The organism is Pseudoalteromonas sp. ATL1, assembly GCF_058933015.1.
The window spans coordinates 4,114,024-4,128,149 of record NZ_JBZYXL010000001.1; the positions used below are offsets into that span (position 1 = coordinate 4,114,024).

The following is a 14,126-nucleotide window of genomic DNA, read 5'->3' on the forward strand; positions in this document are numbered from 1 at the left end:
TTAATCCTTCACAACTTTAGCTGGGTTACCATATGCTGTAACACCTGCAGGAATATTTTGTACAACAACAGAACCGGCACCAATAATCGCTAGTTCTCCAACTTCAATCAACTGTTTAAAAGAGCTCCCAATACCTACCCACACTCCACTGGCAATTTTACAGCCGCCGGCAATGGCTGAACTTGGGCATATATGAACATAGTCCTGTATAAAACAGTCATGCTCAACTGTCGCATTCGTGTTGATGATAGAGCCCCGACCGATTTGAGCAAAAGCGTTGATCACTGCACCAGCCATAACGACTGTACCTTCACCAAGGCTAGTTAATTTACTTACCGTAGCACTCGGGTGGAGCAATGCAGGCATTTTAGCTCCAAGAGCTAACAGTTTCTCTAGCTTCTCTTTTCTAATTTGATTATTACCAATAGCAACTATTACGCCTTCGTAATTATCGAGTCTTTGAGCTAGCGCTTCCGAATTTCCAACTACAGACCAGTGCTCAAGTTTGCTCTTAACTTCAAATGCATCATCAAAGAACTCGACGTGATAACCGTTTAATTCCGCGATTTCCGCTATTACTTTTCCGTGACCACTTGCCCCTAAAATAGCCAGTTTAGCCATTATTTTGATTTCCTTTGAACGGCTCCATAGTCACGTGTCCATCACCACTTATTCCTTCGCGTACAAATACTTTTTTTACTGTCAAAAATAGTATTTTTATATCGAGTAAAAAGCTTTGATTTTCTACATACCAAACATCAAGCTTAAACTTTTCTTCCCAGCTAATTGCATTACGGCCATTCACTTGTGCCCAACCAGTAATACCAGGGCGCACATTATGGCGACGCGCTTGCTCAGGACTATAAAGAGGTAAGTACTGAACGAGTAAAGGTCTGGGTCCAACTAAGCTCATATCTCCTTTAATCACATTTAGCAGTCCTGGTAGCTCGTCTAAGCTAATTGAACGTAAAAAACCACCAAACTTGGTCATACGCTGCTCATCTGGCAACAAATTACCATTTTCGTCTTTTGTATTTAACATGGTTCTAAACTTCATCATTTTAAATACTTTACCATTAAGGCCTGGGCGCTCCTGACAAAATAAAATAGGGCCCCCCAATTTAAAATGAATCAATACGGCAACAGCCAAAACAAAAGGAAATAAAGCTATTAGCATCATTAATGATATTAGAAAATCAAAAGTTCGTTTCATCATTCAACTCCATAATTTTCATAATATCAGCATTGACCTTGTGAACATCGAACTTTTCAGTTGCCATTATTCTGCTTTTCTCCCCCATTATTTGCCATTTATCTTGATTTTCGATGAACCAAATCATTTTTTCGGCCAGTTGCTTTGCATTTTTTTTCTCGACTAACCAACCATTTTCACCGTTGGCAACTGTTTCTCGACAACCTGGAACATCTGTCGTTAAGATCGGTCGCCCCATTGCCATTGCTTCCAAGACAGTACGGGGCATGCCTTCATGATATGACGGTAATACATATATTGAACAGTGACTAATATATGGCCTAACGTCTTCTTGGCTTGGTGTGTAAATAACCTTTCCTTCTTCAACCCACTTATAAACCTCTTCCATAGCAATTCCATCTGGAGACGGGTCCTGAGGACCTAGAAGCTCAAATTTTGCCTTCGGATAAGATAGTTTTACAGCGCTAGCTGCCTCAACATACTCTCTAATCCCCTTATCACCCAGCAAACGAGCAATCAATAGGAAATGGGGTTCCTCTCCTAGCGGAGTATAACCGTAGTGTTGGAGTTCAACCCCCGAACCATTGACAAGAAAACATTTGCATTTTGGTACAATTCCATTTTGGATAAATACTTCCATATTATCCCTGTTTTGGAAAATCACTCCTTTGGCTTTGGCTAAAGAAAATTTGTATAAACGCTTAACCAAGTTATTTAAAATACTTTTAAATAATCCTCCAGGCTGAAAAGCATAACCCAACCCAGTTATCAGAGCATAAAACGAAGTGCTAGGTATAAATCGTGAAGCAATTCCTCCCCATATGACCGGCTTTATGGTGTATGCCAATACTACATTCGGCTTGAGCTCACGTAAAACTTTTTTCAAAAATAGAAAGCTCTCTAGATCTTTGAAAGGGTTTAGTCCATTTCTTTGAACGGGAAAATCAACATAGCTATCAACAAGCTTCTTGATCGACTTCACCTCTTCTTGGTTAGCCCCAGAAGCCATTGCTGTTACAGTAAGGTCTCGCTGTTTAAGAGCTATGAGCAAGTCCCCTCTAAAATTGTAGAGCGATGATGGTAAAGCTCCAATTAATACTACCTTTTTATTTCTACGCATTTGGAACAACTTTTAAACTTTTATTCATGACACGATAGTAGAGAGTTACAGACACTATGATTAGGACTACCAATGCAGTTTCCAACACATAATGCGGATGAAAAACTATTAAAATTAAAGAAAAACAAGATAGTACAAAGCCTATTAGAAAAGTGCTCCTCAATAACTCAAAGTTACGGTGTGAAACACAGTACGAAATCAGAAGCTGGTCTTGCGTTTTCAACGCAGCTGAAATAGAAGTCAACAACAAAACGTAGATGCTTAGGCCTTGAAAACCAATTAAGTAATACGAAACAAAGCACAGTAAAGTAACAGTGCTGGTACCTAGGTAAAAATATTGTGGGTTCGGCAAAAGTCGCGTATTCAAAATATGCGAGTGAACTAACGCACCACACAATGAGTAGCCGGCAATAGGTAACGCCATGAGGTTTATGATGTACATATACTTAGCTGAAAACTCTTTAACGAGCAGAAAAGGAACAAGCACCCTAAACAATAGATCTGTACATATATAATAGAATCTATATAAAAAGGAGCTATCGCTTATTTTTAGTTTCAATCTCCGTGGAAAAAGACTCTTTATTGAGTTTGGCTTAATTAAAGCTAAAGCGCAGATAAGCTCTGGTGCGAAACTTAAAAGATACAGTGAATAATAATCAGCCAGCTCTAAATCTGGATAAAATACAATCAGGTTACGAAAGATTTGCATTATATAGGTGCAATATGACAATGCGAGGTTCCCACATACTACTAATACGGATCTTCGTAAATTCAAGTAGTGCCTTGCACCCAAGATTGTCAACCAAAACAAGATATTACCAGCTATAAAGGTCAGCACAATTCCTAAAAGGTAAACAAAAACCAAAAACTGGTTCTCTTTGAGAATACGATATACAGTGTAACGTTTTTTTACCGCTATGAGCTCTAACCTATTTAGAAAGAGGTAATCTAATAAGCCTGCAGCAGAAAGTATTGCTAAAGATTGTAGATGTAAGGTGTATATATGACTGCCAATTGAATCAACACCATAAACAATAACTACCAGCGTAGATGCAAGCGAAAGAATCGAAAAAAATATATACAGTATTTTATTAATTCTCATAGCAAAGCAAGCTTTTAACCTTTAAAGCTAATTTGTCACAGGTGAATGAATCACTAAACTCCTTTATTGCTTTAGGGTCTAGCGAGCGCTGCTCACCGATTACTTCTTGGTATTTTCTTTCTAAAGATGCTGATGTGCCATCAAAAAACCAAGCATTTTTTGAATCTTCTAGTTTTAACGACTCTCCAATCGATTCCTCCACAAAGACCTCACAGCCACATGCCATGGCTTCTACAACCCCCAAAGCTAGCACTCCTGATGCTTCTGAACCGACAAATGCATATTTATAATTATTATACAACTTAACTATATCCTGTGACATATAGCCTCTTTGCGCACTGTATAGTGAGGCGTTATCACCTATTATAGAAAAATTTTTTTCGTAAATAGGGCTATCAGAAAAGTAAACATCGGCCCGTGATGGGTGCATTGTATAATACTCTCCATAACGTACGGAACCTAAAAACTCCACCGAATGCAAATGTATAGTTCCCGTAGCAATAACCTTGCTTGACCTTGCTTCTCGGGGAGTCGAATTGATGAACTTATCTTTTACTGCTGTAGGCAAAATATGAACTTGACACTTCAAGCTATCATAAAAGCTCATTGAGTTGTCGCCCAAAACCAAGTCCTGTAGATTAAGATACCTTGCATTTTTTTTTGCCAAGTGGAAATGGCTCATTAACCAAGCGACTTTTACTTCCTTCTTTCTTAAATATGCCACGGAGTCTTCGCAGGCATTCCTTAAGGTCGTTATAGCAAGATCACTTTCCCTAAAACTAACGAGCTTAACTTTATCTTCTTGGAGGAGTTTCCATATCAAGTATTCAAATAAAACCAATATAACCTTTAAAGGTTTGGGCATATGTTTAAAAATGCGACTAGGCACAATACCCGACTTTTGGAATGTGAAGGCTATATTAGATGTATCGCTAATCTGGGTATAATACGAGTACTTTCTTATTCCTTTACGCCTCTTCAAAAAAAACCTAACTGGTGTAAACAACTCATCAGTCATATGCGGGTCAACAAGCACTACTCTTTTTGTAATCATAATAAATTGCTTTAAATAAGTATTTTATAGAAGTAAAAAATTTAAGTTTCTTTGCAAGGCGCTTCGCTATGATTTTATGACCTATAGAAATTAAGTTTGCTCTTTCATAGCTAAGCCTAAGAGTACTTAACGAGGTGGTATTATCTTGATGATAATACCTAAGACTTACTGGCAACCAGGTTAGACTGGCGTTACATTTTATGGACCATAACAATAGGCCGCATAGCTCGTGCCCTCTTAAAAAACCTACAAACGGCTTATGCTCATTTTTTTTTATAATCAGCAATCGCTCTCCACTATTAGCCATACAAAATAGTTTTAGATAATCTCCCTGAACAACTTCCTTCCTAGCTGAATTTAGCTTACCTTTTGTTTCCGTATTTAAAAAAAACAGATCCGAATTATGCTGATGAATAAGAGACACCGCAGAGGCCACATTGCCAATTACCAGCTCATCATCAGAATCTAAAAATATAACGTAATCACATGTCGCTCTGAAGTAACCTTTGTTCCTTGAATACGTTACCCCCATATTTTTACTATTATAAAGAGTCACAACTTTTTCATTTTCTAAAAGGAAATTAGGGTACTCACGAGACTCTTCGGGGTTATCATCTACTACTATAATTTCCTTTATGAGTTCATGATTACAGCTATCTATTGCAGAGCGGAGTGTCTCGTAACCTTTATATGTTGGGATAATAACTGTGAACATTATTCATACCTTGATGCGTTCAAAACTCTACTCGAGTATTTTTCTTTGCTAAAGAGCCATGCTTTCTCAACGATTGGGCTTTTTTCCCCACTTAAAACAACATTTAATGGCGTCTTATAAAAAAATGACATAAAAAAAAGGCTAATCGATATAATAGCACTAACACACAATACTACTGTTTCTCCGACCACTGTTTTTTTTCTGCGATATAAATCCTGTCCACTGTGGATAGCACTATGACGATATCCATCCAATTCCTTGAAAACACGGTTAATTTTCCCTCCAAAAATAACAACAAAGATGACTGCTATTATTAATTCCATTGATTTAGTCTTGACTGTACCAATGTCAACTACAGTTAAATCATAGCTTAGTACAGCCTCTTTTAACGAGTAGAAAAAATCAAAATCCAACCAAAAATATATGGCATGAAATAGAGCAAACATGAATATAGCAACAACTAGGTTATAGTAATATTTTCTTCCAGAAATAATAAAGAACATTAAAACCCCTAATGGATGAAAGAAAGCCCCCAATAATAGAAGCTTTCTTTTCCTGAAAAAGTATGCACACGCCCACAATATAGATAGTGACAACGCAGAGTAGTACAAAACAATGAAGCATATAAACGTCGTAAATAGTGAGAAAAAGGCTATGTTTTGCCAATCTTTTGGAAGCAACACCTGATATAACGCAGATTTACTTCCTAATATCTCTTTTAGTGGGATTAGTATAAGAGATAATATCACGTACCCAAGTGGAACTTGAAGCCAACCAAAGAGCTCAAGTATTAGGCTTAGAGCCAAATATCTCCCAAAAAAGAACTCTTGAAAATGATAATTTTTGTATATAGAAGGTAACTCTTGATATGATGCATAAGCTGAAATATGAGAATATAAATCAAACCCTAATGAGTTGCAAAGCGGAAGAGTCATCAAAAAGAATATAATTAGATTGCTTTTTTTAACCAAGTTATAGTTCCAACCGATTACTTTTCAATTAAATACATTAAGCTTGCTGCTTAAACGCGTAGTATTCTTCAGGCACACCACAAAAAACGACTTCGTTTTCTGAAATTTTCCTATAGTGTATATTCTTACCGTTATTAATAAGAACATTATATAACGGAGCTACATATAACTCTCCACTATCCCACTCATCTGGGGGCAATTTTGAATATTCCTCAAATGCAGAAATGAAGTCTAGAAAATTTTTAAAATAATACAACCCAGTACTACATAAATTAGATATAGGGTTCTTTTCAGCAGTCTCAGCGACTAGAGTCGAAGAGCTGTCAACAGGCTTAGCAAAAGACCAGTTACTACCGTGCCCTTCAAAAACTTCTAGGTACCCATCCTCCATTCTATTCAAATCTGGGTGTTCAAAATTAGGTCTAAATGTATCTATATTAAAAACTGTCAACCCCACAGCACCCTGTGCACCTACAAACAGCTCTTTAGCGGCCAATACACCTAAGTAAACAGTCTCAGCCTGCCCTTTTGTTGGAGTATCAATCGGAAAAACTTTAAAATTCTTAATACTTAAACTAACGCATTCTTTATTCACAAACTCAATAACACTATCATCATTCATGCATATAAATAAAAAAAGTTCAGTGTCAAAATAAGTAGAAAATGATTCGAGTGAGTGTTGAAAAAGAGTTTTACCATGAGCCTCTAACATAAACTTAGGAACGCTAAACCCTGCTCTTTTAAATCTTGAACTCAGCCCAGCCATAGGGATTACAATCATTTTTTCTCCTTAATTAAGTCATCGCATATTCTAAATGCATTTGCAAATAATGCGTCCTGCCTATGTGGATCGTCAGTATGCAATGGTAACATTGATAAAAACAAATGAATTTGCATTGCTCTTAACTCTGTAAGTGACAATCCAATTTCATTTTTTATCAAATCTACGAAATAGCTTTGTACTTCTTTATGCTTTTCTTTATGGTATATTTCAAAATCAATATGTCTGCCACTGATAGAAACATCGTAGCAGCCTGCAATGATAAGATCATATAGTCCGAGAATTGAATGGCTTAGCTTTGCTACATCATATCGTATGTCTCCAAACAAGGTTTTGTTGCCGTATACATCAAAGCCTCTAGGATCTATAACTTTAATTTTTTGTGCTCTTGTATCAAACAAAATATTGCTGAAGCAAAAGTCTCCATGAATTATGCTCGAGACGCGCCCTTCATTGGGTAAGTTTTCATTTGCAATTTTTATCATTTGTTGCAAAGAGATAGAGTTTCCCTTGTATAACCACTCATCTGTCAGAGTAATATTTCGAGACGCGCAAAACTTTTCTAATCTTGAATTTGTCTTAAAACAAAAATAGTCTGTTAACTTGTTTACATCTTGAGTAGAGTTACTGGTCAAACGTTCACAGTTTAGTAAGAAATTTACAGCTATGGATAATATATTCCTCCAGCCATCTATACTTATGTCAGCGAATACATATAACTCATTCAGTGGCGTGTTATAAAGATACTCTAGCCGATAAGAAAATTGTCCATCCTGTTTCCTAGAGCCTAAATAATTGGGCGTATAGTGCTTCAAGCTATATGGCAAATTTCTAAACCAATTTGCTTCAGCAGCAATTTTATCATCGTTGGTTGAGCTTTTTTCTATATAATCACTAGTGATAGTCAAGTTGTTAAAAGACCGCTGAGTTGTGAACTTTGATTTTGAACGATAGTAAGTATTTACATGCCCAAAATCCATCCAATCACTGGACTCAAATGTTGTCAGCCTCCTTTTTTTGCTATACATGTTTATTGATGCAAAAAAGTCACCTTTTTCTTTAGTAAGGCAGTATAGTAATTCTCTAGGTTTCGAAAAGCTAAAAAAGCCATTAACTTTAGCTTTATAATCCTTGCGTTCAACACTTGAGTACTCTAAAACTTCGTCAATATCTGTCCAATTATAATCACTATCAGATAAAGATACGCTGATTGTATCTGTTTCATTTGGCAAAACATTAAAAAGTGTGTCTCCAAACAGAACATTTAACGGCGTATCAAGTTTGCTTTCAGATAAATTAATGGCCGCTATCAAAGCCTCTCCCAACTTCAGGTCTTCTGAAGTTTGAATTAACTTTACACCATGCTTTTTAAGCCATAACTCATCAAATTCACAAAGCTCATAAGATTCAGGAATACTTAGAAATACATCCGAATTGCTATTCGCTAGTTTCACTTGATATTGATAGAGCCGCTTATTCCCCAATGGAAGAAAACTAGGTGGAAGCCTACCAAATTCGGATTTCAATTCCTCATCAATATACTTTGCTGACATAATTAAAAACATCAGAATTCCTCAGCAAACAAAGCATTTATTTGTGACTCTGTCAATGAAGCGAACTCTGATGGCCTTAAAGCTCTATCATCGACATAGAAACCATCAAAACCACACCAAGGTTTACCAACTATTACTTCATCATGCGGTACATCATGCTTTTGAAGCCATTCAATTATAGTTGGTAAAGTAAAAACATTTATTTTTCCGATGTTCCCATCGTACGTTCTCATATTTCTTGCAGTAAAGATTGTTATTAAATAACCTTGTTTTTTGTATTCTCGCAGTTTTTCTATTACATCTTGCCTAGGCAATACATTCGTGTAGTCTTTTGTATTTGAAAGAGTCAATGTACCATCTAAGTCCATTACTATCTTCTTCATAGTCCACCTTTACCTAAATTCTCTACGTACCAATTGATAGACTTTGATAGGCCTTGATATATATTATATTCGGGGTTGTAGGACAAACGGCTTACAGACTTACTAATTGACGCTTGAGAATGTCTAACATCACCAGAACGAAAGTCTCTGTATGTAGGTTTAACTGATACTTCAGCCCCCGTTTTAGAAAGCTCAAACTTGATGGTATCAAAAAGTTGATTTAAGGACGTTCTGTCGCCTACAGCAACATTATAAACTTCACCTTTGGCTTCTTTGGGTGCTGTTGCTGCAAGCAAATTCATTTGAACAACATTTTCTATGAAACAGAAATCTCGGCTGGTTTCACCATCACCATTGATAAATATCTCTTCTCCCTTGATTAAAGAAGCTGTCCACTTTGGAATAACTGCAGCATAGGCTCCATCTGGATCCTGCCGAGGACCAAATACGTTAAAATAGCGTAAGCCTATAGTTTTGAATCCGTATGTCCGAGCATAAACACTGGCATATAGTTCGTTAACATACTTGGTCACCGCGTATGGAGATAATGGGTTGCCTATATTCTCTTCAACCTTGGGGAGTGCTGGGTGGTCGCCGTAGGTTGAACTGCTTGCTGCATAGGTAAAGCTGGATACAGCTTTTTCTTTTGCCGCATGTAGCATATTTAGAAAGCCAGTAACGTTTGTAGAATTGCTTGTTACAGGATCTTTGATTGAACGAGGCACAGAGCCGAGCGCAGCCTGGTGCAAAACATAATCAACGTTACTTACAGCAGTTTCACAAGTGGCATAATCTCTAATGTCACCTTCAATAAAAGTAAACCGCTGCCACTGATCTGCAGTCACTAGGTTTTGTACTTCATCTAAATTATGTTGGTGGCCCGTGGCAAAGTTATCTAGTCCTATTACTTTTTGGCCTAACTTTAACAGCGTTTCAAGTAGATTAGAGCCTATAAATCCAGCCACACCAGTGACTAGCCAGACTTTTGGGGTGTTTTGTAGTTCAGCTTTAACTTCTTCGTAACGAGACATGAGAAACTCTACGGGTTTTTAGTTCAAAAAAATTTAAAAGGGTTATTAACAAACCCTTTTCCTCGGCTAAGGTCCGCTTTTTACAGGCGCATATCCACGGCTTGTTTTGGTAGCACATACTTTAAGTCGTATAATACATGCTTTTTTTTGCCTAGCTTTTTGATTTCCTCAGCACCAAGCTCTTTAAACTCATTGTGACCTACAGCAAGAATAATTGCGTCATAGTGACCTTGCTTGTGCTCAGAAGTCAATGAGAGGCCATATTCATGTTGTGCTTCTTCATTTGAACACCAAGGATCTACAACATCTACGTTGACGTTATATTCTCTAAGCTCTGCAATAATATCCACTACTTTGGTATTTCTAAGATCTGGGCAGTTTTCCTTAAAGGTCAATCCCATCACCAAAACATTTGCACCTTCTACCTGAATGCGTATTTTCAGCATTTTTTTGACTAACTCAGATACCACATGTTTACCCATACCATCATTTAAACGGCGACCGGCCAAGATCATCTCAGGGTGATAACCAACACTTTGTGCTTTATGAGTTAAATAATATGGATCAACGCCAATACAATGCCCACCCACTAATCCAGGACGGAATGGTAAAAAGTTCCACTTAGTACCTGCCGCTTCGAGTACTTCAAGCGTATCTATATTGAGTTTATTAAAAATAATAGAGAGCTCGTTAATCAAAGCTATATTTACATCACGTTGAGTGTTTTCTATTACCTTAGCCGCCTCTGCAACTTTAATAGAGCTCGCTTTATGTGTACCTGCTGTAATAATTGACTTATACAACTGATCTACAAATTCAGCAACTTCAGATGTTGAACCACTTGTTACTTTTAAAATATTGGTTACTCGGTGCTCTTTATCGCCAGGGTTAATACGCTCTGGTGAATAGCCTGCAAAAAAGTCTTGATTGAAAGTAAGACCAGATACTCTTTCTACTACAGGGATACAGTCCTCTTCAGTGGCTCCTGGATACACTGTGGATTCGTACACAATGATATCGCCCTTATCGACGACCTTTCCTAGCATTTCACTGGCTTTAATAAGCGGTGTTAAATCTGGCTGTTTATGATTATCTATTGGAGTAGGCACAGTTACGATGTATACGTTACAGGCTTTCAGATCGCCAATATTGTATGAGTATTGTAGATGCGGCGCTTGCTTAAGTTCTTCATCAGTTACTTCTAGCGTGAAGTCATGGCCTGAAATTAAGCCTTCAATACGATTTTGATTAATGTCAAAACCAAGTGTTGCATATTTTTTTCCAAATTCTACCGCTAGAGGAAGGCCGACATAGCCTAACCCTATAACACCAATTTTTACTTTATTTAAATCCATATACATCTCGCTTGGTGATTGTTTAATTTTGGTTTCTTTAGAAGAAAGTTGGGAATATGTATGACTGCTCCTGTCTTTTTATATTTTGGAGCAGTAATATTAATTTCTAACTACAGGTCACAACATAAAGTCGCTGCTGCGGGTTACAGCCACGTAACCGCCTATGCTCTATCTGACTTATACTCATAGTTGTAGTAGCCATAATAACCATATGCGTTTGATGACTTTCTTACCACACCATTAAATACGACGCCCTTCACGTCAATACCATTTTGCTCAAAGCGGTTTCTTGTTATCTCTAGCTCTTTAATATGGTTTTGACCAAAGCGGGTAACTAGAAGAGTCGTTCCTGCATGAGCACCAACAATGGCGGGGTCGGTTACCGCTAAGATTGGTGGGGTATCTACAATAACTAGGTCGTACATTTTGCTCACTTCGGCAATTAATTTACTAAAGTTCTCGTGCATCAGCAGTTCAGATGGGTTAGGGGGTATTTGACCACGAGTCATTACTTGCAAACCCTCTACTTGGCTAGGCTTAATTACCTGCACTAAGTTTAATCTACCCGATAGATAGTCACTTAAACCATCATCCCATTTCATACCAAACTGAGTTTGCAAATAGCCTTTGCGCATATCCGCGTCAATAACAAGAATGCGTTTGCCACTTTGTGCCAGTACAGTGGCAAGGTTTACGGTAATAAAGGATTTACCCACGCCTGGACTCGGACCTGAAATAGCTATTACATTATTTTTTGCTTCTAGCATTGCAAAATGTAGGCTTGTACGTAGGCTTCTTAGAGCTTCCACAGAGAGGTCTGCTGGATTATCCATGGCAAGGATAGACTTTGCTTTTGCCGTTTTACCTTTACGCGCTTTGGCAAAACCAGTAAGTTTTACTTGATATTCAGAGTATGGAACACTAGCGTAAACAGGTAAACCAAGGGCTTCTATCTCTGCTGGGTCTTCTATCCCTTTATGCAGTGCTTTTTGGATAAGTACAATAGCCACGGCTAATATGCCACCTAACATTGTCGCCATTACAACGATGAGTGCTTTTTTAGGTTTTACCGGTTGAGTCGTGTTTACCTCAGCATAATCGACTATACGAACATTACCCACGGTGCCTGCTCGGACAATATCTAGCTCCTGAGTTTTGGCTAACAGCAATGTGTAGATTTCGTTATTTACTTCAACATCGCGTTTCAGACGTAGTAACTCTCGCTGAGTCTCAGGTAAGCCTTGTACCTCTCCTGCAAGCTCATTGCGCTGACGTTTAACAGTATCAATTTGCTCCACGACACCACGGTATGAAGGATGTTCGCGCTTAAATTTACGGCCAAGCTCTAATCGTTTTAAGTCTAACTCTTGTAATTTAGTTTCCAGTATTACAATTTGCTCGAGTACCGCTTGCGTCTCTAAGCTTATATCGATAGATTCTTGTCGAATTTGATATTCATTAAAAGCCTTTTCCGCACGCTCTAAGTTGCGTTTAACATCTGGCAGCTGTACTTCTAAAAACTCTAATGATTGTTGCGCTTCAGCACTGTTTCGCTCTACGTTACGGCGAACATAAATACCGGCAACTTTGTCGAGCACCTTTTCTGCGTATGCTGGACTTTTATCTTGAAGAGCTAGATCGATAATCCCAGAATCTTTGCCTTTCTCAGAAGCAGAGATAGCACTTTGCAATTCTAGTATGGTTTGTAATCTATTACGCTTTACGATTGAAAACTCAGTACCAGGACGCGCAATAAGCATTTTGATTGTTAATTCAAATCGACCAGCTTTTACCTCTTCCCCAACTTTACCCGCAAGCACCTCTTCATCCTTCGCATTTAGTAGAGCGAAATTATCGTCATCTCGTGCTAATAGTGTGAACTCAAGCCCTTCTGCACTTTTAGGCACTCTAAAACGGTGAATTTCAACTTGTTCACCGCCCCAAGCATAAGAAGTTGCGCCAAAGTTTGGCTCTGCAACTTCGCCTTCAGTTTGGGCTGCAAATTTACGGAAACTGCGGCCACCAAATAATGGAAATAGCTTGGGCTCTACTACCGTATCTAGGTTCAGTGTGTCTACGGCTTCACCGATCACACTTCTTGATTTGAGTAATTCAATTTCGGTTACCGCGGCAGAGGTGCTTTCAAACATGCCAGACATATCATCGAAGCCTGGGACTGAACCACCCTTTTCTTCTACCTGTACCATAGCAGTAGCTTGGTAGATTGGCGTGCTAAATATCGCGTAGGCTACGCCCAACAGCATAAATAACGCAGTAACGCCAACAATAAACCATTTTGCATCAAGCAAGGCACCAAATAGCGCCAGTAAATCGATTTCTTGTGCGTCGTCTTTTTGGGACTTTTGTGGAGTGATTAGATTTGGCTGAGCATTCATATACCCGCAATTCCTTATAAATACTGTTGCCAAGCGCCACAGGCGCTATCGATAAGCTCATATACGTGTGCAAACGCTTCTTTAGATTGACGATAGGGATCGGGGATTTCTTTGTCGCCAATCCATTTACCAAGTAAAAAGGTTTTACCGCGAGCTTGGGGGTAACGGCCGCAAAGGTCAGTTAAATGCCTTTGTTCCATTACGAGGATGAGACTATTTTGTGCGATCAAGGTACCTGTTAACTGGCGACCTTGGTGTTCACTCATGTCGATCCCTTGTTCTTTCGCCAACTCCTGCGCTAATGCATCCGCGGCTTTTCCTTCTAGAGCGGTTAATCCAGCTGACGAAACAGCTACATTTTTGCCACTTAGTTTGTTTTTTAGCAGATACTCTGCCGTAGGACTACGGCAAATATTGCCCGCACATACCATTAAAACACTATCAAACATGAG

13 protein-coding genes are annotated in these 14,126 nt (G+C 38.3%); all 13 read right to left on the reverse strand.

All coding sequences use genetic code 11. The features are described from left to right. The gene (locus tag AC5FX4_RS18025; RefSeq protein ID WP_493607692.1) at positions 1-621 is read right to left on the reverse strand and encodes an acetyltransferase; all 621 of its coding nucleotides are present in this window, start codon (positions 619-621) and stop codon (positions 1-3) included. Further along, positions 614-1,213, reverse strand: a complete 600-nt coding sequence (locus AC5FX4_RS18030; protein ID WP_493607852.1) for a sugar transferase — start codon at positions 1,211-1,213, stop codon at positions 614-616. Before AC5FX4_RS18030 ends, AC5FX4_RS18025 begins: the two co-directional genes overlap by 8 nt. Further along, complete coding sequence (locus tag AC5FX4_RS18035) at positions 1,197-2,333, reverse strand: glycosyltransferase family 4 protein (RefSeq protein WP_493607693.1); 1,137 nt, start codon at positions 2,331-2,333, stop codon at positions 1,197-1,199. Before AC5FX4_RS18035 ends, AC5FX4_RS18030 begins: the two co-directional genes overlap by 17 nt. Positions 2,334-3,424: 1,091 nt before the next feature. Continuing rightward, positions 3,425-4,489, reverse strand: a complete 1,065-nt coding sequence (locus tag AC5FX4_RS18040) for a hypothetical protein (protein WP_493607694.1) — start codon at positions 4,487-4,489, stop codon at positions 3,425-3,427. Further along, positions 4,461-5,204 (reverse strand): glycosyltransferase family 2 protein, encoded by a 744-nt coding sequence (locus tag AC5FX4_RS18045; RefSeq protein WP_493607695.1) that lies wholly within the window; start codon positions 5,202-5,204, stop codon positions 4,461-4,463. Before AC5FX4_RS18045 ends, AC5FX4_RS18040 begins: the two co-directional genes overlap by 29 nt. Continuing rightward, positions 5,204-6,175, reverse strand: coding sequence for a hypothetical protein (locus tag AC5FX4_RS18050; RefSeq protein WP_493607696.1), 972 nt, complete (start codon positions 6,173-6,175; stop codon positions 5,204-5,206). Before AC5FX4_RS18050 ends, AC5FX4_RS18045 begins: the two co-directional genes overlap by 1 nt. Before the next feature lie 37 nt (positions 6,176-6,212). Continuing rightward, a complete protein-coding gene (locus AC5FX4_RS18055; RefSeq protein WP_493607697.1) occupies positions 6,213-6,956 on the reverse strand; it encodes a glycosyltransferase family 2 protein in 744 nt (247 codons plus the stop codon). Further along, positions 6,953-8,521, reverse strand: a complete 1,569-nt coding sequence (locus tag AC5FX4_RS18060) for a capsular biosynthesis protein (protein WP_493607698.1) — start codon at positions 8,519-8,521, stop codon at positions 6,953-6,955. Before AC5FX4_RS18060 ends, AC5FX4_RS18055 begins: the two co-directional genes overlap by 4 nt. Next, positions 8,521-8,892, reverse strand: coding sequence for an HAD-IIIC family phosphatase (locus tag AC5FX4_RS18065; protein WP_493607699.1), 372 nt, complete (start codon positions 8,890-8,892; stop codon positions 8,521-8,523). Before AC5FX4_RS18065 ends, AC5FX4_RS18060 begins: the two co-directional genes overlap by 1 nt. Further along, complete coding sequence (locus AC5FX4_RS18070; RefSeq protein WP_493607700.1) at positions 8,889-9,923, reverse strand: NAD-dependent epimerase/dehydratase family protein; 1,035 nt, start codon at positions 9,921-9,923, stop codon at positions 8,889-8,891. Before AC5FX4_RS18070 ends, AC5FX4_RS18065 begins: the two co-directional genes overlap by 4 nt. Before the next feature lie 80 nt (positions 9,924-10,003). Next, complete coding sequence (gene tviB, locus AC5FX4_RS18075) at positions 10,004-11,278, reverse strand: Vi polysaccharide biosynthesis UDP-N-acetylglucosamine C-6 dehydrogenase TviB (RefSeq protein WP_493607701.1); 1,275 nt, start codon at positions 11,276-11,278, stop codon at positions 10,004-10,006. Between the two features lie 161 nt (positions 11,279-11,439). Continuing rightward, entirely contained in the window at positions 11,440-13,674 is a 2,235-nt protein-coding gene (locus tag AC5FX4_RS18080) for a polysaccharide biosynthesis tyrosine autokinase (RefSeq protein WP_493607702.1), read from the reverse strand. Between the two features lie 14 nt (positions 13,675-13,688). Continuing rightward, complete coding sequence (locus AC5FX4_RS18085) at positions 13,689-14,123, reverse strand: low molecular weight protein-tyrosine-phosphatase (RefSeq protein WP_493607703.1); 435 nt, start codon at positions 14,121-14,123, stop codon at positions 13,689-13,691. Positions 14,124-14,126 lie beyond the last annotated feature (3 nt).